Genomic DNA, 25,980 nt, shown 5'->3' with positions numbered 1-25,980 from the left:
AATTTTAAAAAAATTTATAATTTTTATAATTAAGATCTTTAAATTTTTTAAAAAAAATAAAGTTGACCTAACTAAATAATAATAAGATTTATACTAAAGCAAGAAATATGTATATCTAATACAACTAAATAAGAGAGTTTTCAAATATATGAGCAATCCTATTAATAAGTTGGACCAAGCTCGGACTTCTTCTCCGATTCCCTCACAACAACCACCTAGAGCAAAATCAGGGCTTGTAGAACGCTTGAAAACTCAACCTGCAGGACTATTTCGTAGATTTATAACGCTTCCTGATCGCAATCCCAAAATGCGTTATGTTTTTGATCTTACCATTATTGCCATTGCGATCATTTCTATTATTTCAATTCTTGCAGTTTCCCAAGGACAAGGTCTCCTTCTTTACGGGTTGATTCCTGGTTTCGTAATTGGAGCCTTAGGAATTACCCTACTAATCTCTGACGTAGTCTCTACACCAAGAGCTAAAAAAATTGCTGATACGTTAACTGCAGTTTTATTACCGATTATCGTTCTTGGGATAGCCACAGCACTAATCGCTTCGGCGTATTTCAGTGCTGGAGGCACAGCCTTACTCTTTGCCAACCCACAATTTATTATGGGAGTGATTACAATTGGGCTATTCTTTATGTCGTTAAGCAAAGTTACTTGCGCTCATATCAAACGAGAACTTATAGATACTAAAGATAAAACAACTACAGTTTCTGAAGTGATTACCCCATCTCCAAGTCCTAAAGACGCTAAAAAGGTAGCAAGAGAAACTAAAAAATTGCTTTCACACACCGCTAAAAAACAACGATCAGAAACAGAAGTCCGCAAACACACAAGACTTAAAAAAAACCGCAAGCAATCTCAAGGGACAATTCCCCAAGAAAGACCCCCTTCTTCTGACTCATCTTCAAGTAGCAGTTCTTCAACTCCCCCACCTGTTCCTCCTAGAGGAATTCACACTCTAGGGTCAAAAAAAACTGTACTTCCAACATCATCAACACAGCAAAGCACAACACTTAGTTCCACTACAGAAAGCACATTCCAACCTATAGATCCAGCTCCAATAAAGACTCCTGCAACAATAATTATGACACCTGTTCCGATTTATCCTTCAGGAGGACCTACTTCACAAAAACAACCGTCGTCTCATGCGCTTCGCACATCTCGTATTAGTCCTACAAAAAACGATTCTAGAGATAAAAATACTAAAGACGACAAGCAGCAACAACAACAAGATCAAGGTGAAAGCTCTTCAGACAGGGAAGATAAAAACAAGAAACATGGAAAGCCAAAGCCTTCTCTTTCTTATGACAAAAAGAAGAATCCTTTTGATTCTGAATTTGAAGACGAATAAAAAAAGCTCAAAACAATCAGATTATGAGCTTTTTCTTTCCTATTAAAGCTCTTTATTCATCTCAAGAAGAATAAGCTCATTGACCTTTTGTGGAGGTGCTTTTCCTGATGTGCGTTTCATGATCTGCCCAACCATGAAGCTTAAAGCTTTAACTTTACCACTCTTGTAATCCGCAACAGATTCTGGATTACTTGTAACAACATCGAACACTATTTTACGTAAGGCGTTCTCATCTGTCATCGGCAACATCTCAGGGTTTTCCTCTAAGATTTCAGAAAAAGTTTTCTGTGGCGAAGATAGCATAATGTCTGCAATGTCTTTAGCTATTTTTCCTGTAAGCATTCCTTTATCAATAGCATTCACAAGTTGTGCTATACTTTCAGGAAGAATTCCAGATGTCGGTAACTTAATACCTAGATTCTTACAACGCCCACCAAATTCTACAGTTATCCAATTTGAAAGAGCTCGATAATTTTGACAACTCTTACAAGCGGTCTCAAAAAACATTGCTGTAGGCTTGTCACTAATTAAAATCGCAGCAATATCCTCAGCAAGAGCATAGTCTATCAAATAACGCTGATATTTATCATACGGAAGCTCTGGAAGTTCAGCTCTTACAGATTCAATATAATCTTCTGTTAGCTGTAAGGTTGGAAGATCTGGTTCTGGAAAGTATTTATAATCTTCGGCACGTTCTTTTAAACGCATTAAAACAGTTTTCTTTTTTTCTGGATCCCAACGATATGTTGCTGCAGGTATAACAATATTAGGAGCTTCGTGTGACCGAGAAAGATATTCATCTACTTGGCGAATCTTCTCTGCTTCTAAAGCCTGAGCCATGAAAGCAAAAGAATTCATATTTTTTATTTCAATCTTGTTACGAAGCTCGATACTTCCTTTAGGACGAACAGAGATGTTTACGTCAAAACGTACAGACCCTTCTTCCATATTACAATCGGAGATTCCAAGATAATCTATCAAAGATACAAGAGCTGTTGCATATGCAACCGCATCTTCAGCACAAAACATACAGGGTTTCGAAACGATTTCTATTAGAGGAACACCAGCACGGTTATAATCCACACCAGCGAATTCTCCAAAATGCTTCAACATACCAGCATCATCTTCGAGATGAGTTTGAGCAAGCTCAAAATAACGCTCTTCTCCTGAGACAAAAGCTTTTATTCTACCCCCACGCACAATAGGATGGTCAAATTGTGTAATTTGAAAATTTCTAGGGCTATCAGGATAAAAATAAGACTTACGATCAAAACGGCTAAAAAAAGCGACTTCTCCTTGTACAGCACAGCCAAAAAGTACAGCCTTTCGAACTGCAGTTTTGTTCAATACGGGAAGAGATCCTGGTAATCCTATACATACGGGAGAAATATTCGTGTTGGGCTCATCTCCAAAACGATTCAAAGCAGTACTGAATAATTTTGATTGAGTATTAAGCTCTACGTGAACCTCTAATCCTATCACAGATTCCCAATCTGCATAAATATCACTACTCATGCTATCCCTCCTTCATCTAACCAGTGTCCGAAGCCATCAGGATATAAATTTTTAATTTTAGAATGCTCTTGAAAACTATAACCAACCTGACACACTTGTATATCTTTGCTATGTTGGCCTATGATCTGCAATCCTAAAGGAAGTCCTTCTCGAGAAAATCCAGAGGGAACTGCAATAGCTGGAAGATAAGCCAAATTCATAGCTACAGTATAGATATCCTGTAAGTATAGTGATAAAGGATCTAAGATTTCTTCAGGTTCAAAGGCAGGACAAGAACAAACAGGAAGTGCTATAACTTCGCACTTTTCAAATGCAGCTAAAAAAGTCTGAATGATTTTCGCTCGTATAGTTGTTGCTTTTTTGTAATATATACTTTGCCTTTCTGCAGAAAGTACGTAATTCCCAAGGAGAATTCTTCGTATAACCTCTTTTCCAAAACCTTCAGCTCGGGAGTACTCATAAACTTCATGCATATTGGACCGCTTGGAGCGATAGCCATAACGGATCCCATCAAATCTTGCAAGATTGGTAGTAGCTTCTGCAGAAGCAATTATGTAGTATATAGGTACTGCATGACGTAAGATGTCTAAATCTATATTTACAATGCGACTTCCCTCTAGTTCAAGAATTGCCAAAGAATCAAAGAAGTTTTTCTTAACATCTTCACGAAGTCCTTCTAAAAAATTTAAAGGCACACCAATCAATTTAGGAACTTCTTTGGATAAACCTTCAACAAAAGATCCCAAAAAGAGTTTTCGAGAAGTTGCATCTCTGGGATCATGACATCCTAAGACATCCATAGCTAAAGCAATATCTTCAACAACGGTTGCCATAGGACCAATTTGATCTAAAGAAGATCCAAAAGCAACAAGACCATAACGAGATACTCCACCGTAAGAAGGCTTAAAGCCAACAACACCACAAAATGCAGCCGGCTGACGAATAGAACCTCCTGTATCAGATCCTAAAGTAAGAGAACAAAATCTTGCCGCTACTGCTGCTGCAGATCCTCCTGAAGATCCTCCAGGAACCCGAGAATAATCCCAGGGATTATGGGTAGGATGGAATGCAGAATAGCGTGTTGTAGATCCCATAGCAAACTCATCCATATTGAGTTTGCCTAAAATAATTCCATCTTCGGCTTCGATTTTCTCTATAACTGTAGCATCAAAAGGAGCTTGATAATTTTCCAGCATGCGAGATGCACATGTGGTTTTCAATCCTTTAATATGAATGTTATCCTTTATTCCGATAGGAACACCAGCAAGTTTTCCAAGGGGTTCTCCACGAGCGCGCTTAGCATCTACGCTTTCAGCTTTCTCTAAAGCGCGCTCTTCACAAAAGGAAATAAAAGCACCGACTTCACTATCTCTTTCTCGAATATGGGAAAAACACTGTTGCGTTATTTTAAATGCAGATTGTTTCCCAGAAACAACAGCTTCTCTTAGTTCTATAGCACTATTTCGATACATAAACTCCTCTTGCCTAGACTATTTCATCACTGTTGGGACTTTCACTAGCCCCCCTAAAGATTCAGGAACATTATACAAAAACTCTTGGCGAGAAAAGCTTTGATCTACGATATCTTCTCGAAGATCCTCAGGACCGACAACATAAGTCAACAATTCTTCAGAACTTATATCAGCAACTTCGATTTCTAAAGTAGCTTCCATAGTTCCAATGATTTCATTCAAAGAGTCTGAATATTCTTGAGCCAACTCATCACTTAACTGTAAAGCGGAACTTTTTGCTAAAAGTAAAACTTCTTGCTTATCTACATAAGATTGCTGCGCCATAATATTAAAATCCTAAATTATCATTTAAAAGACGAAAACACGAGAGTTAGCATCAAAACCAAACTTTGCTATTAAACTTAACTCTTTGTATGCAAAAAGTCAACGCTACCCCCTTGAGAGAAAAGACATTCGTATTTGAAAAAAAAAGTTTTTTAAATTAAAAAAAAGACTAAAAGATGGAATTAAGTATACATCACTTAGGAGAAAAGCAATGCTAGGCAAACTCGTTCGAGGAATTTCCTCTCTTATAGTTGTTCTTTCTGCATTGAATGTGGGAATTATAGGAGTCACGCATCATCAAGTAAACATTATGGCGAGATTGGGAATAGAAGGAACTTCTTCTATTGGACGATTTGTCTTTATCATTATTGGAATTGCTGGACTCATTTGTTTGATAAGCTTCTTCCGTTGTTGTAAAAAGTCTCATTGTCATAGTGAAAGTTCTTCTAAGAGCTGCTGCCATCACGTTCATTCCGATAAAGAATAATCTCTTTATTGTCTTTAGAGATTTTGTTCCAAGATTCAGTGCGTTATAATGTTCTCGCCATAATAATTTTTATGGCGAGGTATGATAAGTTTTTTGTGTTTTGCTTTAATAAAACACTGACTGATCGTAAATTCCTTTCTTCGTTGTTTTCAAATGTAAAGCTATTTCTTGATTTTTTCTGACTTCTTCCTTATTTATTATAACAATTTTTAATTACACAAGCTTAGAATATGAGACGTCCTTTCCATTGGTTTTTAGTTTCTTCTGCACTTTCTTTATCTTCATGGAGTCTATTTGCCGTAGATCTCTCAACGGGATTTGAAGGATCAGCCTCGGGAGAACCAGATTTTCCTAGTAAAAAAACTACTGATGCGGAAGGCACGACTTATACTCTTACAAGCGACGTGATCTTTAAAAATATTCCTCCTCAAACAGGCCACACAGCAGCTAAAACCTGTTTCAGCAATACAGCTGGCAAATTAACTTTTGTTGGAGCAGGTTTTTCGTTAATTTTTGAATCCGTAAACCTTATGGGCTGTCATGGCGCCGCTATTTCAAATGATACAAGTACATCCACAGAATCTCCAACTCAAGCTACGCCTCTAACTTTTTCAGGTTTTTCTACTCTTTCATTCATTAAATCTCCATCAAGCGAAGCAGCTGCGGGATTGGGCATGGGAGCTGTTTTTGTTGCAAATAGAGCAGATGGTGATGCGATTTTTTCTGAAAATGCATTCGTTACTTTCAAAAGCAACAGCAATACAGAAAAAGGAGGTGCAATCTGTTCTCATACTCTCAATATGAGTAAAACAAAGAACAAGCTTACCTTTGAAGACAACAAAGCAAAAACTGGTGGGGCCGTATATGTTTCTGGAGGAAAACTTTCTCTTTCAGAAAATACTTCTGTTGTCTTTAGCAGCAACAAAAGTAGCAACAAAGCAGTTTCTACTGCTACATCAGAGCCAAGCGATACACCAACATCTGATACTTCTAGTACTGATACTTCTAATACTGAAGTATCACAACCTTCTTCCTCCCCAGAAGGAACGGCTTCAGTAGTAACAATGCTTCATAGGAAAGCTATGTTCCTTGATTGGAGGAGCATATCAGCAACTGGCGACACAACAGTAGTAGAAAAAGCAACAGAAGAAACAGAAGTCGCAGACACAACAACTCCACCAAACCTTGATGGTTGTGGAGGTGCTTTATGCTGTTATGAAGAAAATACAACGGAAAATACAACGGATAAAACTCAAACGGGAGTTGTACTTTCTAAAAACCAAAGTATAACATTTGATAACAACTCTGCAACAGCATCGGGAGGAGCTATTTATGGCACCAAATTCTCCGCAACAGAGAACGGAACAATAACATTCTCAAATAACACAGCTACAACTTCTGGCGGAGCTATTTATGTAAAAGATTGTACGATCTCTGCAGGAGGCACAACAACCTTCTTAAAGAATAGTGCAAGTCAAGGAGGAGCTATTGCCATTGCCAATGGAGGAACTCTTACTCTATCAGCAATAGGTGGGGACATTATCTTCGAAGGCAATACTATAAAAACAGCTGATGGAACAATAGTTCCCAATGCAATTCACTTAGGTGACAACTCTACTATGACCCTACAGGCTGATCATGGTCATACAATTTATTTTTATGATCCCATTACGATAGCCAAATCTACAACTACAGAAATAGCACCAAAAATTATAATCAATGCTCCAACTCCAATAGTTCCTGCAGAAGCAAATAGTGTTACTCCAGTTGTAAATGCGAGTATTCTTTTTGACTCTGCAAGCTCCTCAATACTACCTTACATGTCAGCATCTACAACAGGAACAGAGACTCCACATACAGGAACGATTGTTTTTTCTGGAGAAAAGCTTACTGAAGAATTATTAAAAAATCCTACAGGTGCTACTAGTAACTTAGAACAGGATGTGGAATTAAAAAACGGAAGTCTTGTAATAAAAGACGGTGCAGGCTTATCCGTTAAATCTCTAAAACAAAATCCTGATTCTATAATTCTTATGGATACAGGAACAACCTTAGAGACTACGTCTACAGATGGCGGAAATTTAGAAATTACTAATCTCTCTGTAAACATAGATACAATCAATCCCACAAGTAAACCTATCAAAATTGCAGTAAATAACTCTTCTGGAAAACTTACTCTTACAGGAAGTCTGAAATATCATAATAATATGGGATCTTACGAGAACCCCGCTCTTGGTCACGACTTTAGCATTCCTATTTTCGATCTTTCTGCAGGAACTGGAGGAAGCGTTGACGTTTCAGGTTTTAGCATGACTCCCTCTGGAGATCTTCCTTCATCTTCAGGATATCAAGGTCAATGGGTTCTTGTACCAACTGTCACTTCAGAAGGTAAAACAGTACTCACTGCTAAATGGGAATCTGCAGGATATATTCCTCTTCCAGAACGCCATGCTTTCTTAGTTCCAAACTCTTTATGGAACATCACACAAGATACCCTGGCAATTCAAAACATAATTGCAACAAACATAAATAATGCTGCACCTAACAACATATGGATTGCGGGAACGTCCAATTTCTTCCATCGAAACCGTAAAGCGAGTGTCGGCAGCGGCTTTAGACATATTGTTGGGGGTTATGTTATTGGAGGAGGTATAGATATCCCTTCAGGAAATATTATGGGAATCGCAGTATCTCAACTTTTTGGGAAATCTAAAGATTACTCAATTTCTGATATCAAATCTCGAGTCTATTCAGGGACTTTTTATGCACAACATACGCAATCCGTGACTCTTCCAGAGTTTTTGCGTAATCACGCATTTTCTAGAGTCCTTCCTCTATTCCCCAAAGAGACTTTAGTCATTATGAAAGCTCATGTAACCTATGCACGAGCTAATAATGATATGGAAACTCGATATGTCAATGCGCAGCATGGCAAAAGTACATGGGACAATCATTGTATAGCTTTCGAATCTTCCAACTACATGCCGATTAAAGCTGACAATCATTACATCACCTATTCTCCATTTGTAAAACTTCAATTTGTTTACGCAAATCAGATCGGCTTTGAAGAAGTTGCAGAAGCAACAAACATTCGTAATTTCTCAAGCAGCCATTTGATAAAACTCTCTCTCCCTATAGGAATTATGTTAGAGAAGCATACGGAATCCTCTCCACATGCTTTCGACCTTACACTTATTTATAATGCTGATCTCTATCGGGATACACCTGAATGCCACACATCTATGCCTGCTACTGGAGTTTCTTGGATGACATTTGCAACAAATCTTGCAAGACAGGGCTTCCAAGCTCAAGTTTCTTCTCACCATAGATTAGGAAGACATCTTGAAGTTTCTATATGTGGAGGTGCTGAAATTCGTTCTTCTTCAAGGAGTTATAATGCAGATTGCAAAGCAAGATATTTCTTTTAGGGTTGAGACTTAGGTAAAGGAAAAATTTTCTCCTATAAATTGCATCAAAGCTTTGTTTCTTGATTTCTTTTTTTCTTTGTAGTATCGGCTCGAGTAATTCTTTAGTTTCAAAAAAAGCATATTACAGATGAAGCCCTCAAGCTCTTGGTTATTTTTTTCTCCTGCTCTATTTTTTTTCTCTCTAAATTTTTCTGCTCAAGCAGCTAATGTCGATCTAAAAGAAAGCTTTGATGGAACAGAAAACACCATCTATTCTCCAAAAGAAACTAGTGATGCAGAAGGGACTACCTATACTCTTCTTAACGATATTTCTATCTACTCTGCAGGTATTCCGACTCCGCTAGAAAAAAGCTGCTTCAACGATACAGCTGGACACCTTTCCTTCCTAGGACAAGGCCACTCCTTAATTTTCAACACTATTGATGCTGGAGCCCATCCTACAGCAATCAAGACTACAACAGACAAAAACTTAACTCTTTCGGGATTTTATAGTCTTACTTTTAAAAATGCTCCTGCTAGCACAGTGACCACAGGCTCGGGAGCTGCTACTTCCGGAGGGGGATTAACAATTTCTAAAGTAGATCATTTCCTTGCATTAAACAATTTTTCTACAAACGACGGTGGAGCTTTTAAAGCCAAATACTTCTCTTTATCAGGCACAAAAGGAAACATAACGTTTCAAGGAAATACCTCCGATAAACAAGGCGGAGCTGTATCAAGTGAAACGACATTGACTCTTCAAGAAAATTTAGGTTCGTTAATCTTTACTAACAATTCTGCCAAGGAATCTGGAGGTGGTGCTCTATCTTCTAAAGGATCCACTGATATCGAGCGTAATGGTCAAATCTTTTTTATCAATAACTCTACAACAGGAGAAAATGCTCATGGTGGAGCTATAAATAGTTTTGCGAATGGATCCACACTCAATCCAGAACTTAAGTTTGAAGAAAATGCTTCTATCAACTTTAGTTACAATTCTGCCGAAGGCAATGGGGGAGCTATTTATGCCAAAAAACTATTCCTCATCGCAAATGGTCCAACAGAATTCCTTTTCAATAAAAGTGGAAGTACAACGAATCCTGGAAAAGGCGGTGCTATTGCGATTGCACCAAAAGGTTCTCTTGTACTTTCTGCAGATAAAGGAGATATTTCCTTTCTAGGCAACACGATAATCGTTGATGCAACAAATGTAAAAAGAAGCGCTATAAACCTAGAGGATGATGCTACAATTAGCATGATGGCAGCATCTGCGGGAAACAACATTTTCTTTTATGATCCTATAACCCATAGTACAACACCTACTTCTCCCCCAGTACCACAGCCTCAACCACAGCCAACTGTAACAGCCTCGGCACCAGCCTCAGTTCCAACCACAACTCCTCCTTCTACACTGTTATTAAATCCTTCTGATGCTGATGGAACAATATACACAGGATCTATAGTTTTCTCTGGGGAAAAGCTCAATGCAGAAGAAACTGCAGTAGTAGAAAATCTGGTATCAACTATCAAATCTCCTGTAAAACTAGCTAATGGAAAGTTAGTTCTTAAAAAAGGTGTCACAGTTAAGTTGAGTAGTCTCACCCAGGATGAGCAAGCAACTGTTGTTATGGATACGGGAACAACGTTAGAAGCTACAAGTGATGACATTTCCTTAAATCGCCTCAACATCAATCTATCCTCTTTAAGTAATGGCAAAAAGGCTACAGTTAAAACTCCGGAAAATAAAAATATCACAATAACTGGCCCTGTAGGACTTGTAGATGAATATGGTGATTTCTATGAAGATCATACTCTAAGAAATCCTCAAATGTTCTCTCTTCTTGAAGTCTCTACAAGCGGAACAGGAGTCGCTTCTGTAGCGGCGATTCCTCTAACAACAAGCTTGGATCCCTCAACACATTATGGTTATCAAGGTTACTGGTCTTTAGACTGGACGACAACGGGAACAACAAAATCTGCCACTGTTTCTTGGACTAAAACGGGTTACACTCCCAATTCGGAAAGAAACACTTCTTTAGTTCCCAATAGCCTTTGGGGAAACGTTATAGATATGCGCTCTATTCATGGTCTTATGAAAAACCATACTCAGCATACCTATTTACCACAAAGTGTTTGGATTTCAGGAATTACGAATTTCTATCATCAAGACAGAAGAAGATCGAGGCAAGGTTTTCGACATTTAAGTGGAGGTTATGCTTTAGGTGGAAATAAAATCATGCCATCTGATGACCTCCTATCAGTTGCTTTCTGTCAACTCTCAGGAAGAGATAAGGATCATGTGGTTACCAAAAATCATTCTGATACCTATGGTGCAACGCTCTATTACCAACACACAACTCCCTTATTCAACATTTTAAATACCCTCTGGGGAAAAGCCCAAACAACACCAAAAATTCTCTCTACAGCGCCGCAAAAACAGAATGTGATTCTCAATGCTCATCTTACCTATACACATACCGACAACCATATGAAAACGCATTATACGCGTTATTCTACAGCACATGGATCTTGGAGAAACAACAACTTCGGAATAGAAGTCGGCGCAAATCTAGCTCCAAAATCTCTATCTTCATCTTGGCAAATAGATTATTCTCCATTCGTCAATGCTCAGTATATCTATGGCCGCCAACAACGCTTTCAAGAACGAGCTTCTGCAGAAAGCCGAGGCTTTGAACCCAGCAAGCTAGTGAACTTCTCCATTCCTATGGGAATGAGATTTGAAAGACAATCTAAAATCTCTTCAAGCAAACAATCTCTAGCGTTGACATATTCCATAGATGCCTATCGTCAAAACCCCGACAACTTCACCACCTTATTAGTAAGCCGGGATAGCTGGGAAACTTTGGGAGCTAATCCTGCAAGACAAACAATTTCTACTCAAATTACAAATCATTCTCGCTTTAATCCTTTTCTAGAGATGTTTTGTCAATTTGCTTTTGAATTCCGTGGTTCTTCTCGTCTCTATAACTTTGATATAGGAACAAGTTTTGTATTTTAATAATTCTTCCCAATTCAACTTGGGAAGAATTCTAAACATCTTACTTCTACCTTTCTCCCTTGATTTCTTTATTTTATTGATGTATTCGATCAAATATCTTTTGAAACTACCCATAGTATTCTGTCATGAAAACCTCGTTTTATTGGTTTTTAATCTCTTCAACTACAGCTCTCTCTTTTTCCTTTAATTTCTCAGCATTTGCAGCAACTAACGATCTTACTGCAAAACATAGCTTCAAAGGACCCGAAGTATTCTCTCCTATGCAATTGTCTGATGCAAATGGGAATACCCTAAGGCTTTTAGAGAACGTTTCCATTTCTGACGCAGGAAATCCAACCCCACTCACAGGAAGTTGTTTCAAAGCAACAGCAGGAGATCTAATTTTCATTGGCAACGGATATTCTCTAAGTTTTGATACTATCAATGCTAACTCTACAGAAGGAGCTGCTATTAGCAATACGGCTACAGGAAAAATCTTAAAACTGTCAGATTTTTCTGATTTATTTTTTGTTGATTCTCCTACTACAGGAGGAAAAGGGGCTGTTAAAGCTACAGGCCCTGCTCTCTTTCAAAAAAATAAAAATGTAGTTTTTGACAAAAATGCAACCACAGAAAGTGGCGGAGCCCTCAATGCTAATACTATAACATTTTGTGGCAACACAGCTCTTTCATTTCAAAAGAACTCTGCAACAACAAATGGTGGAGCTCTCTATACTACGGGAGAAGCAAAAATTGGTGATACACAAGGGTCTGCTACTTTCATAGGAAATTCTGCAGCATTAGGTGGAGCTCTTTACTGTGAGGGCAATGGCTTTATTACAAATAATTATGTAGTAAGCTTTGAGGGAAACACCACAACAGGAACTACAGGAAACGGTGGAGCTATTTATTGCAGCAAGGCTGCAACCACTACTGTACCCGCAACACCTGCCCCAATTCTTACTCTTTCAGGGAACCAACACCTAACATTCTCTTCTAACTCTTCCACAAGCAATGGTGGAGCCATTTATACGAATCAACTAGTTTTATCAGCTCAAGGCCCTACCTTATTCAAAAACAATTCCGTAACGAATAGTACTTCAGCTAAAGGTGGCGCAATCGCAATCGCGGATTCTGGTAAGTTAAGTCTTTCTGCAGATGCTGGAAATATTACCTTTTCCGAGAACAAACTCATAACAGGAACAGACCCCACAAAAACAATAACAAGAAATGCTCTCGATATGGGAAATTCTGCAATATTCTCAAAATTACGGGCATCTGCTGGAAATGCGATCTTTTTCTATGACCCTATAACAACTTCTTCAACAACAGCAGCAACAGAAACATTGGAAATTAATGCTGCAGATACTCCTTGGAATCCCACCTATCAAGGATCTATAGTTTTCTCTGGAGAGCAACTGAACGCAGAAGAAGCCTTAAAAGAAGTAAATCTTAAATCAACAATTAAACAACCTGTGGCACTGGTCGGTGGAAGCTTAGTTCTTAAAAATGGAGCTATACTTGTAACAAGTAGCTTTCAGCAACATGAAACTACCTCTCTTATTATGGATACAGGTACAACGTTAGAAAGCGAAGGGAATTTAAGCGTTTCAAATCTTACAATCAATGTAGGTTCATTAGATACGACAAAAAAAGCAACATTGAAAGCTCCTACAACAAGCAACATAAATCTATCAGGACGTCTTACTCTTATTGATGCTTCGGGACAAGCCTACGAAAATTTAACATTCGATCAAAACAAAGTTTTTTCTTTCTTACAGCTTTCAACAACTCTTACCAATATCCATACAGAAAATTTGGATCCAACTCTCTTTAATCCTGAATCACACTACGGTTATCAAGGAAAGTGGTCTGTATCTTGGACAGAAGCAACAGATTCAAAAACAGCAACGTTAACATGGGAAAAAACAGGCTATATTCCCAATCCGGAAAGAGTAACTTCTCTGGTTCCTAATATCCTTTGGGGATCATGCATCGATATTCGTGCTTTTCAACAAGTTGTAAAAACAAGTTTCCACGAGGGGAAAAACCCTTGGAGTCTCTGGGGAGCTGGACTTGCGAACTTTCTTCATAAAGATTCTACTCTCACTAATCGAGGATACCAACATACAAGTTCTGGCTATGTAATAGGAACATCTAAACTCCTCTCTTCGAAAGATATTATTAGCCTCGCCTTTTGTCAGCTCTACGGAAATGACAGAGATCATTTTTTAGCAAAAAATTACTCTACAATTTATGCAGGCTCTTTGTACTTCCAGCATGCAGGCTATCTCTATCATCCTTTTTGGTTCTTCTTTGATAATCAATTTGCTAAAGAAAACGTTCACGATTTCATTTTTGAAGCTCAAGTCAGCTATAGTTACACAAATAACGACATGACTACCCGCTATACTTTTGTTCCTGAAGAGGTAAAAAGTAGTTGGAGCAATGACTGCTTTGCAGCGGAACTTATCGGTACCATGCCGTTTTATTTTTCCAAGGGATTCAAAAGCTTTTATAGTATAGCTCCTATCCTCAAAGCAGAAGTTGTTTGCGCTCATCAAAAAGAATTCAAAGAGCTTGGTAATAACGCTCGATCTTTTGATAGCTCTAATCTTATTAATGTCTCTCTTCCTATTGGTATAACTTTTGAGAGCAAAATGACCAGAGCAACGTTAAACACAACATTTATGTATACTCCAGATATTTATCGTAAGAATCCCTATAGCATGACAACACTTTTAATGAATGATGCTACTTGGAAAACACTGGGAACAAATCTTTCAAGACAAGCTGTTATTTCTCGAACAGAAGCACACTATGCCGCAACACCAAATCTTGTAATGTTTAGTAAGTTTGCTTTTGAATTACGAGGCTCTTCAAGAAGCTACAACATCAATCTTGGAAGTAAAGTCTTATTCTAAAAGAAAAAAAATTCATCTACTCTTTTTGATAGACTTTTTTTCACATTTACCTTATCGGCAAAATAACCTTAATGTATTAGAGAAATCGTTATGAAATGTTCCCTGTATTGGCTGTTAATCTCCTCAGCTATAGCTCTCCCACTTTCAAACTTTTCAGTATTTGCAGAAACTATCCCTTTAGGTCCAACAGACAGTTATAACGGAGATGCAAATAGCACATTCACTCCCAAAAGCACAACAAAAGCAGAAGGAACAACATATTCTCTTACTGGCGATATGTCTATTTCTAATGCAGGTAAAGGAACAGCTCTCACAACATCTTGTTTTAAAGAAGCTTCTGGAGATTTAACTTTTGACGGCAATGGTCACTCCATGTCATTTAACACTATTGATGCAGGAGCCAATCCCGGTGCCATCGACGTATCGACAGCAGATAAGTCTTTGACTCTAGAAGGATTCCATAACCTTTCTTTCGTATTATCTCCTGCAACCACCGTAACAACTGGTAAGGGGGCTATTATCTCTAAAGGAGCAACAAATCTTAAAGATAGCCACATTATAGTTTTCTCTAATAATTTCTCTGCAGAAGATGGCGGAGCTATTTCCACAAAAACATTAGAATTAACAGGGAATACAGGTTCTATTTCTTTTCTTCAAAACTCTGCAACAACAGCCAAAAAAGGAGGAGCGCTTTTTTGCTCCAGCACTTCTAACATTTCATCGAACTTAGGTGTAATTTCCTTTATAAGTAATATTGGAGATACTTCAGGAGGTGCTATTTGTGCAGAAGGCAACTGCACTATTGCAGGGAATAAAATTGTCCTTTTTGATGGGAACACAGCAAAAGGGACAACAGGAAATGGCGGAGCCATTTGCTGTACCAAGACGAATGGAGGAACAGATCCGACTCTTTCTATCACAGGAAATTCAAAAATTTCTTTCACAAACAATATAGCAAAAGGTAGTGGTGGAGCACTTTACGCAAAAAAACTCTCTCTATCTTCTGGAGAAGGAGATGGTATTCTTTTTTCTAATAACTCTGCAGAAAACACAACCTCTCCCAAGGGAGGAGCTATAGCCATTGCTAATGATGGGGAAATTAGTATTTCCGCAGACAACAGTAATATTACCTTCAATGACAATAAAGTTATTAATAATGGAACAGCTACAAGAAGCTCTGTTGATTTAGGGAGTAATGCTAAATTCTTAACTCTTAGAGCAACTTCCGGAAATTCTATTTTCTTCTATGATCCTGTTACAGGAGAAGGAACAGCATCGAGTGCCTTAAACATTAATGAGACCCCCGCTGACTCTTCTACAACATATGGAGGATCCATTGTTTTCTCTGGAGAAAGGCTCTCTGAAACAGAAAAATCTACAGAGGGTAATCGCAAATCAACATTTAAACAACCTGTCACTTTAAAGGGTGGAACACTTATTTTGAAAGATGGTGTCACTGTTGATACGAATAAATTCGATCAAGAAGCGACATCTACTCTTCTTATGGACGTTGGAACTACTCTATCAGCAAGCACAGAAGGAGTCACTGTTAAAAATTTAGCCATTAACATGGATTCCCTAAATAATGGCCAAGCTACACTTTCTGCAACAGCAACAGATAAAGTAGTCTCTCTCTCAGGTCCTATTACTCTAATGGATAATCAAGGGAATTCTTATGAAAACCATGATTTAAGAAATCCACAAACTTATGGTTTTGTAAAATTATCCTCTAAAAATACACCAACAACTTCTGAAGTTCCTGAATCTCCTACCCTGGAAACTCCAACGCATTATGGTTATCAAGGAACTTGGGCAACTACTTGGGTAGATAGTGATACTACTACATCAGATCCTAAAACAAAAACAGCAACTATAGCTTGGACAAAAACAGGTTATATTCCAAATCCAGAAAGAAGAGGAAACTTAGTTCCCAATAGCCTTTGGGGATCTTTTGTTGACATTCGAGCTATTCAAGATGTCATGAACAGAAGCACCTATGCAATTAACGAAGAACGAGGTATTTGGGGATCAGGAATTGCCAACTTCTTCAATAGAAATAACACTCCATCCCAACAAGGATTCCGTTATAAATCTTCAGGCTATATCATTGGAGCTACTACACCTACAGTATCTGAAGACATCTTTAATGTAGCTTTTTGCCAGCTCTTTGGAAGAAATAAAGATCGTTTAGTTACAAAAGACCAAACTACAGCTTATGCTGGAGCTATAAACTTTCAGCATATAGGTCGTATGGACTATATCACAAACTTACTTCCTGAAGGATACTATAGCTCTTTGGAACCACTATCTTTAGTGTTCAACGCACAACTAATTTATTGTCATACCACTAATGATATGAAAACTTCCTATACAACTTTACCCGAAGTTGAAAGTAGTTGGAATAGTGATGGCTTTGGTATTGAAATTGGAGGACTTGTTCCTGTTCCAACACAACATACGCGATGGTTAAATTCTTTCTCTCCATTTATGAAAATACAGTTAACTTACGCTCATCAAGAAGACTTTAAAGAAACCAGTACAGAAGCTCGTTCTTTCGAAAGCAGTAATCTCTTTAATCTTGCTGTACCTGTCGGTGTAAGACTTGAAAAACTTCTGAATAATGAAACAGCTTCTTACGATCTTACTGTTGCTTATGTTCCTGATATTGTTCGTAATAATCCAAACACTAAAACAACTCTTTTGATTAGTGGAGATTCTTGGAGAGCTCTTGGAACAAATCTTGCACGGCAAACTCTGCTCCTCCGAGCAGGAAATCACTTTGCATTCACACCTAAAGTTGAAATGTTTAGCCAGTTTGCTTATGAACTTCGAGGCTCTTCAAGAAGCTATAACATAGATCTTGGAGGAAAAATCCGGTTCTAAACTAAATTATAAGCTTTCTAAATATCTTGTTTTTTGCAAGCAGGATGTTTTTAATGAGCAACCAGCCGAAAAGTAGATTCTTGATTTCTTTGTTTCTTTTTTGTTATGAGAGCAAAAGTTCCTAACTTAAAAGATTTCTTGATATGAAAAATTTTCTTTCCTGGCTGGTAATATCTTCAGCTTTAACGACATCGACCTCTTTTTATGCTCTTTTAGCCTCGGATAAAACTTTGGCTCCGAATGATAGCATAGATGGGAAGACAAATACTGATACCAATTCCTTTTCTGGGAAAACAGATACTGATGCGACAACCTATTCTCTCTCTGGAAATGTTCATTTTATCAATTTAGGAGCAACAACACCTCTTACTCAGAGTTGTTTTTCTAATGCTACAGAAAGCCTAAGCTTTTTAGGAAATCGCCACTCTTTACTATTTAGTGATATTCAATCCAGCAAAGAAGGAGCTGCAATAAATGTTACAGCTGCTAATAAATATTTAGTTTTTTCTGGATTTTCTCAACTTTCTTTTCTTAGAACACCTCCATCAACAAGTTCTTCTGCAGGGAAAGGTGCTATTAAATGCGGAGGAAACCTAGATTTAGAAAATACTACCGAAATCTTATTTATGGAAAATTATTCCTCAGAAGATGGCGGGGCAATCTCAACTAAAAAACTATCTTTAACTGGCAATTCTGCAATTTCATTTATCAAAAACTCTGCAGCTACACAGAAAAAAGGTGGCGCCATTTATGCTACTGGAGATGTAAATATCACATCCAATATAGGAACCTTATCCTTTACTAATAACCACGCAGGAACAGAAGGTGGAGCTATCTATACTAGTGCAAACTGTTCTATAACTAAAAATAAAAGTGTCTCATTTGATTCCAATCAAGCTGTAGATGCTGGAAGTGGTAAAGGTGGAGCAATTTCTTGTTCAAGCACTACAGAAGGAACTACCCCGGTTCTCACACTTACAGGAAATGGAAATCTTACTTTTACAAACAATCTCGCCAATTCTAGTGGTGGAGCTATCTATACAAACAAATTAGTTTTAGCTTCAGCACCAGGTCTTGGAGTTTTCTTTACCAAAAATACTGTTATTGGAACTTCTCCTAAAGGAGGAGCTATTGCCATTGCTAGTGGTGGAGAACTCAGTCTCTCAGCAGAAGGTAGTGATATCATCTTTGATGGAAATCTTACGAATACTTCTGGAGATACCTCTATATCATCAAAAAGAAATTCTATTGATCTAGGATCTGGAGCAAAAATTACAGCCTTACGTGCTGTTACAGGAAACAGCATTTTCTTTTTTGATCCTGTGACTACGTCAGAAGCAGCAGCTTCTGCTCCAGCATCACCATCTGCTCCAGCATCGCCATCATCTACTTCATCATCAACAGTACGTACTAAATTCACAGCTTCAACGACAACCACAACGACAACCACTACTACACCGGAACCTCTAAATATTAACGAAACGGATGCGACAACAGGAAAAGTCTTTAGGGGAACGATTGTTTTTTCTGGAGAAACACTCTCTACAACAGAAAAAACTGATCCCAGCAACTCGAAATCTTCGTTTGTTCATCCTGTAGTATTAAAAAATGGAACTCTTGCTTTAAGAGATGGCGTTACCTTTGAAGTCCATAAATTCACACAGGAATCTTCCTCTCAACTTCTTATGGATGTGGGGACAAAATTAACTTCAACAAAAGAAGATATTGTTGTTAATAATCTCGCAATTAATCTCGATTCTATCTCAGGAACACAACGTGCTACAATAGAAACTACTGCTACAGGAAAAACTATTACTCTTTCAGGTCCTATTATTTTAACCGATAAAGATGGTAATGCTTATGAAAATCATTCTCTGAATACTTCTCAAGTTTTTAACCTTATAGAACTCGTTACCCCAACAGCAATTCCCTCAACGAACCTTCCTATAGTTGTTCCAGATACTGCAGATGCTAACCATTACGGGAACCAAGGAAACTGGTCTGTTGTTTGGGACACTGCCACACCTACTGGAGGAACAACAAGCAAAACAACCGCCACAGTTACTTGGACAAAAACAGGTTATATTCCAAATCCAGAAAGAAGAGCTTCTTTAGTTCCTAATACTTTATGGGGAGCTTTTATGGATATGCGTGCACTACATCAGATGATGGAAGTTTGTACTACTGGCGTAGAACATCGTCAAGGCTTCTGGGTTTCAAGTATAGCCAACTTTTTCCATAAAGATAAGTCTGAAACCAACAAAAGATACCGCCATATAGCTGCTGGATTTACTTTAGCAGGAAGCGCTCGCACGCCAAAAGATGATGCGTTTACTTTGGCGTTCTGTCAACTTTATCTTAAGGACAAAGACTATAATGTTACTAAAAATAAAGCTCAGACTTATGCTGGATTATTATTCTTCCAACATACCCATACTGCACGCCCCCGAGATTTCTTTACTTTAGGAAGATCCAAACTCCCTACAGCATTCACATCTCAGCTCCCTGAAGAGATCCCTATGGAAATGGATGTACAGATTACTTTTGGACATACCAATAACACGATGAAAACCCGTTATACAAACTATCCTGAAGCAGAAGGATCTTGGAGTAACGAATTCATTTCTGGAGAAATTAGCGCAAGCTTACCCAGAACTCTAATGAATCCTTTACCTTTTCTAACAAAATTCTCCCCTCTAATCAAAGTTCACATGGCCTATGCTCAACAATCTAATTTTTCGGAAACTACAGTTGAATCCAGATCATTTGGAAGCAGTAAATTGTTAAATTTATCCATTCCTGTGGGAATAAAATTAGAAAAAGATTACCAAAATTCTAAAGGAGCTTACGATCTTTCAGTATTTTATATTCCCGACGTTTATCGACACAGTCCTCACTGTCGAGCAACACTCATGATTACCGGCGACTCCTGGGAAACATATGCAACAAATCCTGCACGACAAGCTCTTCTTATTCGTGGAGCAAACAACTATATCCTTGATTCCCGATGGGAATTATTTGGACATGGCTCAGCAGAAATTCGAGATTCTTCTCGAAACTATAGTATTGATATAGGAAGTAAGTTTCGCTTCTAACACCTTCTTCAAGCCACTGGTAGACTCTATATCTACTAGTGGTTTCTTTTCTGTATTTCTCTTGATTTCTTTCTTCTCTCTTGATTAAAGTTTCTATTTTTAAGTTTAATTAAAATCAAAATATGGTTACTTTCCGTTATTCCTGTATTATCTTTGCTCTAGCTTCATCTCTAAACGCTTCTGCAAGCGTTATTTACCTTTCAGAACAAGACAACTATCTCCCATCTCCAAAAGTCTCCATAGATACAGGGGGAACCTCATATGTTCTTTCAGGAAATGTAAATATTTTAAATGCAAAATTCCCTTTCGATAAAATTGGAAATTGCTTTACCAATAAAGAAGGAAATCTTGCTTTTATTGGAAACAATTACTCTTTATATTTTGATAATATCCAATCCAATGCCCTAGGAGCAGCTATTAGCAACCTAGCTCCTGGCCATAGCTTGACTCTATCAGGATTTACAAATATTGCTTTTATCTGTACTCCTTCAGCAACATCGACAGGACAAGGAGCCCTCTATAGTATAGGGTCCATCTTGTTACAAAATAATAACCACCTTCTATTCTCCGATAACTTTTCAACTGGAAATGGCGGAGCTATTTACTGTCCCCATCTTTTAGGCTCTAAAGAAGCTATTCCTACAGTAATCTTATCAGGAAATGATCTTATTACTTTCTCCAACAATACATCGCAAGGCAATGGTGGTGCTATCTATGCACACAAGTTAGTACTCTCTTCAGGATTATCTACTCTTTTTAAAAACAATCATGCCCATCATGATGTTAATCCCGCTGGAGGAGCCATAGCCATAGCCTCGGGAGGAACTCTTTCTTTATCTGCAGACTTCGGAAATATTATCTTCGAAGGAAATACCATCTCTTCACAATCTAAAATTGTTAGAAACTCTGTAGATCTCCGTGGAGGGGCGCATATTCTACAATTACGAGCTACTGAAGGAAATCATATCTCTTTTTACGATCCTTTGAAGCAATTTGGAGCGGTAAACCAAGAGCTCGTAATGAATGCTTCAGAAGGACTTAAAGCTTACAAAGGAACGCTTCGTTTTTCTGGAGCTTTTTTCCCAAATCAAGATAAAACACCAGAAAATCTCACTTCCGTGTTTAAACAGAATGTTCGTTTAGCAGCAGGAATCTTAGCTCTAGAATCCGATGCAATTGTTCAAATGCCCTCCTTCTCTCAAGATGAAGATTCTATAGTTCGTATGGATAGGAGTACGACTTTAAAATGTGATGGGAACGCAACTATAACAAACCTTCATTTAAATCTTACTGACGCGAATCCAAAGCAAGCGGCTTGCGTTGTAACAAATACAGAAGAAGGAAAAATCAATTTAAAAGGTCCAATAATATTACGAAATTCAAGAAAAGATTTTTATGAGCATCCTGACCTTAAACAAGGTTTCGTTATAGAAGCTCTTGAATTGAAAGCTAAAAACCTCAAAAACATTACCGTTTCAGAAGAAGCTTATCTTTCTACTCGAAATCAAGAGTTTCATCATGGCTATCAGGGAAAATGGAGTATTAAATGGGATGAGTTTGCCAATTCAGAAGCCAGCTCTTTTGCTTCTAAAAAAGCTTCTCTTACTTGGGAGCCGACAGGATATCTTTTGAATCCTGAGCGCTTAGGAACTTTAGTTCCAACAAGTCTGTGGGACTCTGCAACCAACATGCAGGCTGTGCACACTATTCTAGAATCAAGCATAGAAAATTCTCGTTCATCAACAGGAGCTTGGATTGCTGGACTCGCAAACTATTTTGAACAATGTAACGAAAATAAAGAATGCTTACATAGACATCAAAGTTCTGGTGGCATGCTTGGATTAAATATCCGACTTTTTTCAGCAAACCTTTTAGGAATAGCTGGAGGAAAGATTTACGGAAAATCTCAAGACGCTGCAATTTCTCAAAATGTTTTTACAACGCAATTTGGCACTCTATATACACAAATTACAGATGAAACAACTCTTGCAGCTTTATGTTCTGCAAAGCTAGGTTATAGCATCACAACAAACACTTTAAAAACAGATTATACTTTCACGAACAGTCAAGAAAGTGAATGGTCTAGCACTTGTTGGTCTGGAGAATTTGCTACAGGAGTTCCTATTATAGGAGGACATCCTCGATCTACTTGTAGAATTACACCTTTTATAAAGCTTCAAGGAGTTTATGTTGACCAATCTTCATTTCAAGAAATGGGAAATGAAGCACGAGATTTTGGAGCTACAAACCTTGTTAGTATTTGGATCCCTACAGGAATTAAATTTGAAAGACATGGATATAAAACAGCAAATTCTATAAATCTCTCAGTTGCTTATATTCCTAATATTTTTCATAAACAAACCAAAAGCTCCGTAACTCTTCTTTCTAACGGAATCTCTTGGGAAACTCAAGCGCGAGATTTTGAACCTCAGGTTATTCTTATACAGTTCTCAAATCACTACGTTCTCTTTCACAGTATAGAACTTTTTGGAAATGCTACATGTGAGTTAGGCTATCTATCTCAAAAATATAACGGCTCTGTAGGTACAAAGATACGCTTCTAAGAAGCTTGTTTAATAAATTTAAAGAACCAAAACCAACAATATTATTACTGGACATGTCCTTACTTCTCTTGTCATCTTATACATAAACTCAGACTTGAAAATACTGATTTATCAAGCCAATACCTCCTGCTATAGGAGGAAGTTAAGCCACAAAATGACCAAGACACTTGAATTAGAAGACAGGCTATCCAAACAAATAAAAGATTAAATTTTCTTAAAAAAGATGAGCACAAACAGTCTTTCAATTTGAATAATTATCAACCAATGGAAGAACAAACTCCCTTACAATACTATAAAAGCTTTTCAAAGAGGTTAGATCATGAAAATTATAACAAATTTTATGTCCTCAAAAATATGTTGTGAAAAACTTTCAATATCTTCTTTCAAAGAAAAATTAACATTTCATCAAAATCGCAACTCTTCAATTATAATTCATGTTTCTTTGTTTTTCCTAGGAATGCTTCTTATGATAGCTAGCGTTTTATGTGCTGTAGTCCTTTACCTCCCAGAGGTAATCTGGGCTGGAGTATTTGTTGCAGGCGTAATTTTCACTATGTTAGCTTTTGGCTTAAATCTCTGTGCTATGAAGAATTTTTATGCTCATATAGAATCTACAACAAATAAAATTTGTAATTTGGAGAATGCTTGTAATGAACTCATAGAAGAAAAAGTTGCTATTACAGAATTTTACCAAAAGCTATTAGAGGCACAGAATTTAAGTGAAACGCAAAATAATAAAGAGTCTATCTCCAGCTAAAAAACTCTCAAAAATGTTTCCCTTGTAGTATTTACACTACGTCAACGGTAAGGCTATTTATTCTCCGATTACCTTTAGTTCTAGCTTATTTAGCATTAAAGTAATGAGAATTTTTAGACAATCGTTCATCAATACATTCGGCCTCTACCTATAAGTAAAAAACAAAAGCTATAAAAATAATCTCCGACATAAATACTGACGAGACTATACTTCTCCTTCGAAAGAAATAACCAAATAGAAAAATTTTATGAAAACATCTTACGTCCCCCCCCCCCCCCAACAAATGAAGGGGTAGTTTCAACAGAAGTTATCCAGACACGGCCACTTTCGTGTCTTCAAAAGTGCACCACTTCTAAAATTACTTTTTTAGTTCTTTTTGTTTTGGGACTTGCCTGTATAATCGCCGGATTTCTAGGGGCAGTTCTTCAATTTCTTTCATACCCAATATTTCTAGGTCTCTTTGCTGCAGGAGGAGCCTTAATTCTTTTAGCTCTTTGCTTTGCTTTATGTGCCACTACTAAAGGAATAGCACTTCGTTTACCATTAAAATCACTTGCTATTCAGGAAGAAAATCTCTTGGTGCACTCTCGATATAATGGGTTATTAAAAAAATATAATGAGTTAGTTGCAGAATATAATGAACTCTTAGACGACCAGAAACTCTTAGAAGATCGTTATAATGAAGTTATAGAAAGACTTGAATCTCTTAATACAACTTACCAAGACTTACTCTCAAAATATGCCGATTCCTATATAGTAGCCGAACAAGATTCAGAAGGAGAAGAGAAGAAGCAAGAAATAGAGGCAGAAAGAGAACGTTTAAAATTATTACGTAACGATTTCGAGAACAAGCTTCTTCTGATAAAGAAAGAACTTGCAGAAGCTATCACACAACGAAAGGAATCAAAACAGCAAGAAGGCCTCCTTATAGAAAAAAAACAAAATATAGAGAAAAAAAGAAAAGATTTGAAAAAAGAATGTCGACAGCTTGAAAAAGAGATCGAAAACACATCTCGAAAAGAACAAGACCTCAAAAACCAAGAACAACAATGTATAAAAACCCAACAAGCTCTAGAGCAGGAAAAAGAAAAATTAGAAGAAACGCTTCCAACTCTTGATGATCTTCCTCTATGCAAGGAAGGGACTGAAGAAGATCTTGAGAAAATTAAAGCAGAGCTCCTACAACTCCAAAATTCTTTAAAAGAAAAGCAAGACGAACAGAAACACGTTCAACAGGAAAGAGAAAATCACGAACAGAAAAAAAATCAAATCAAAGTAGATCTCAAGGCCTTAAAACAAGAACTTCTAGCACTTCAACAAACTCTAGATGAAGAAAAAAAGAAAAAGGAGCAGATTCAACAACGTATAGAGAATAAAATACAAGAATTACAAGATCTTTCGACAAAGGATAAACAAGCAATACAACAACAAGAACAACTGCTTTTAGACAAAGAAAACAAAGAAAGCGAGCGTATGTCTCAAAGTAAAGCACAGCAAAGCGTAGAACATCAAAAGCTGGCTCTCACTTTAAAAAATTTACAGAAAGAACTCCAACAAGAAAAAGCAGAAAAAAAACGCTTACAAAAAGAAAAAAAAGAATTAGAGAATTTAAAAAAATCTCTAAAACAACAAATCTTGAAGCTAGAAGAAACTGTCGGATCACTACAAAATCAAAATAAAAAACTAGAACAGAAATTGAATCTATCAAATATGCAAAAACAGCAACTAGAACAGTCTCTGCAGAAAAAAAAGAGTCATGTTCAAAGCGAGACTAAATTACAAGAAGAGCCTAAATTAATAGAAACACCGAAACCTCCTATAAAGTCGGGGGAAAAGTCGGGGGAGAAAAAACCAACTCCAGAAAAAGAACCAAATAAATTAAAAAGGAATTTTCTTTCTCTGATTAAAAAAAAGAAAAAGCCTTAGACTTTTCTAGTTTTTAGAAAGCCTGATCTCTTCTGAAAGAAAAAGAAATCATAAAGTTTGTACAGAGTTTCTTTTCAAGAATATGATTTCTCGAGTATTATCTATCTCATCATTTTTTCCGAGGGGTTGAAAAATTTTGATTTTCAATCTCTCACTCTCCCTCTGTAGCTCTCCTTAGAGAGAAAAAATACAACAGGATACAGTTATGACAACCTCGCCAATCAACTCTTATTACGATGAGAGTGAAAGTTACGAAGCATCTTACGAT

13 protein-coding genes are annotated in these 25,980 nt (G+C 37.3%); 10 read left to right on the top strand and 3 right to left on the bottom strand.

All coding sequences use genetic code 11. The features are described from left to right. The first annotated feature begins 148 nt into the window (after positions 1–148). Positions 149–1,360 carry an IncV family inclusion membrane protein gene (locus JMS40_RS02810; protein ID WP_201456764.1) on the top strand — a complete coding sequence of 404 codons (1,212 nt, stop codon included), beginning with the start codon at positions 149–151 and terminating at the stop codon, positions 1,358–1,360. Between the two features lie 42 nt (positions 1,361–1,402). On the opposite strand, the gene gatB is transcribed toward JMS40_RS02810, so the two are convergent. The 3 genes from gatB to gatC are packed head-to-tail and all read right to left on the bottom strand — an operon-like array spanning position 1,403 to position 4,671. Next, the gene (gene gatB / locus JMS40_RS02805; RefSeq protein ID WP_201456763.1) at positions 1,403–2,875 is read right to left on the bottom strand and encodes an Asp-tRNA(Asn)/Glu-tRNA(Gln) amidotransferase subunit GatB; all 1,473 of its coding nucleotides are present in this window, start codon (positions 2,873–2,875) and stop codon (positions 1,403–1,405) included. After that, the gene (gatA, locus tag JMS40_RS02800) at positions 2,872–4,347 is read right to left on the bottom strand and encodes an Asp-tRNA(Asn)/Glu-tRNA(Gln) amidotransferase subunit GatA (protein ID WP_201456762.1); all 1,476 of its coding nucleotides are present in this window, start codon (positions 4,345–4,347) and stop codon (positions 2,872–2,874) included. The genes gatB and gatA overlap by 4 nt, the downstream gene beginning before the upstream one ends. A gap of 18 nt (positions 4,348–4,365) precedes the next feature. Beyond that, positions 4,366–4,671 carry an Asp-tRNA(Asn)/Glu-tRNA(Gln) amidotransferase subunit GatC gene (gene gatC, locus JMS40_RS02795; protein WP_201456761.1) on the bottom strand — a complete coding sequence of 102 codons (306 nt, stop codon included), beginning with the start codon at positions 4,669–4,671 and terminating at the stop codon, positions 4,366–4,368. Positions 4,672–4,882: 211 nt separating this feature from the next. Between gatC and JMS40_RS02790 the strand changes: the two genes are divergently transcribed. From JMS40_RS02790 to JMS40_RS02750, 9 genes are all read left to right on the top strand, one after another. Further along, positions 4,883–5,158: a DUF378 domain-containing protein gene (locus JMS40_RS02790; RefSeq protein WP_201456760.1), complete on the top strand. Its 276-nt coding sequence runs from the start codon at positions 4,883–4,885 to the stop codon at positions 5,156–5,158. A gap of 230 nt (positions 5,159–5,388) precedes the next feature. After that, entirely contained in the window at positions 5,389–8,586 is a 3,198-nt protein-coding gene (locus JMS40_RS02785; RefSeq protein WP_201456759.1) for a polymorphic outer membrane protein middle domain-containing protein, read from the top strand. A gap of 127 nt (positions 8,587–8,713) precedes the next feature. Further along, entirely contained in the window at positions 8,714–11,584 is a 2,871-nt protein-coding gene (locus JMS40_RS02780) for a polymorphic outer membrane protein middle domain-containing protein (RefSeq protein WP_201456758.1), read from the top strand. 125 nt (positions 11,585–11,709) lie between these two features. After that, positions 11,710–14,487: a polymorphic outer membrane protein middle domain-containing protein gene (locus JMS40_RS02775; protein WP_201456757.1), complete on the top strand. Its 2,778-nt coding sequence runs from the start codon at positions 11,710–11,712 to the stop codon at positions 14,485–14,487. Between the two features lie 90 nt (positions 14,488–14,577). Continuing rightward, entirely contained in the window at positions 14,578–17,370 is a 2,793-nt protein-coding gene (locus JMS40_RS02770) for a polymorphic outer membrane protein middle domain-containing protein (protein ID WP_201456756.1), read from the top strand. Positions 17,371–17,513: 143 nt separating this feature from the next. Next, positions 17,514–20,465 (top strand): polymorphic outer membrane protein middle domain-containing protein, encoded by a 2,952-nt coding sequence (locus JMS40_RS02765; protein WP_201456755.1) that lies wholly within the window; start codon positions 17,514–17,516, stop codon positions 20,463–20,465. 122 nt (positions 20,466–20,587) lie between these two features. Next, positions 20,588–23,029 (top strand): autotransporter domain-containing protein, encoded by a 2,442-nt coding sequence (locus JMS40_RS02760; protein WP_201456754.1) that lies wholly within the window; start codon positions 20,588–20,590, stop codon positions 23,027–23,029. 319 nt (positions 23,030–23,348) lie between these two features. Continuing rightward, positions 23,349–23,786 (top strand): hypothetical protein, encoded by a 438-nt coding sequence (locus JMS40_RS02755; RefSeq protein WP_201456753.1) that lies wholly within the window; start codon positions 23,349–23,351, stop codon positions 23,784–23,786. A gap of 381 nt (positions 23,787–24,167) precedes the next feature. After that, on the top strand, positions 24,168–25,712 hold the full coding sequence (locus JMS40_RS02750; protein WP_201456752.1) for a hypothetical protein: 1,545 nt from the start codon (positions 24,168–24,170) through the stop codon (positions 25,710–25,712). Positions 25,713–25,980 lie beyond the last annotated feature (268 nt).

It is taken from the genome of Chlamydia sp. 17-3921 (genome assembly GCF_902705545.1).
In the GTDB taxonomy this organism is placed as follows: Bacteria; Chlamydiota; Chlamydiia; order Chlamydiales; family Chlamydiaceae; genus Chlamydia.
The sequence above is the reverse complement of the archived record's forward strand: the minus strand, read 5'-3'. Positions and strand labels throughout refer to the sequence as shown.

Excerpts from the sequence above, each read along its gene's own strand:
- JMS40_RS02810 (WP_201456764.1), top strand. The coding sequence starts at position 149 with ATGAGCAATCCTATTAATAAGTTGGACCAAGCTCGGACTTCTTCTCCG.
- gatB (WP_201456763.1), bottom strand. The coding sequence starts at position 2,875 with ATGAGTAGTGATATTTATGCAGATTGGGAATCTGTGATAGGATTAGAG.
- gatA (WP_201456762.1), bottom strand. The coding sequence starts at position 4,347 with ATGTATCGAAATAGTGCTATAGAACTAAGAGAAGCTGTTGTTTCTGGG.
- gatC (WP_201456761.1), bottom strand. The coding sequence starts at position 4,671 with ATGGCGCAGCAATCTTATGTAGATAAGCAAGAAGTTTTACTTTTAGCA.
- JMS40_RS02790 (WP_201456760.1), top strand. The coding sequence starts at position 4,883 with ATGCTAGGCAAACTCGTTCGAGGAATTTCCTCTCTTATAGTTGTTCTT.
- JMS40_RS02785 (WP_201456759.1), top strand. The coding sequence starts at position 5,389 with ATGAGACGTCCTTTCCATTGGTTTTTAGTTTCTTCTGCACTTTCTTTA.
- JMS40_RS02780 (WP_201456758.1), top strand. The coding sequence starts at position 8,714 with ATGAAGCCCTCAAGCTCTTGGTTATTTTTTTCTCCTGCTCTATTTTTT.
- JMS40_RS02775 (WP_201456757.1), top strand. The coding sequence starts at position 11,710 with ATGAAAACCTCGTTTTATTGGTTTTTAATCTCTTCAACTACAGCTCTC.
- JMS40_RS02770 (WP_201456756.1), top strand. The coding sequence starts at position 14,578 with ATGAAATGTTCCCTGTATTGGCTGTTAATCTCCTCAGCTATAGCTCTC.
- JMS40_RS02765 (WP_201456755.1), top strand. The coding sequence starts at position 17,514 with ATGAAAAATTTTCTTTCCTGGCTGGTAATATCTTCAGCTTTAACGACA.
- JMS40_RS02760 (WP_201456754.1), top strand. The coding sequence starts at position 20,588 with ATGGTTACTTTCCGTTATTCCTGTATTATCTTTGCTCTAGCTTCATCT.
- JMS40_RS02755 (WP_201456753.1), top strand. The coding sequence starts at position 23,349 with ATGAAAATTATAACAAATTTTATGTCCTCAAAAATATGTTGTGAAAAA.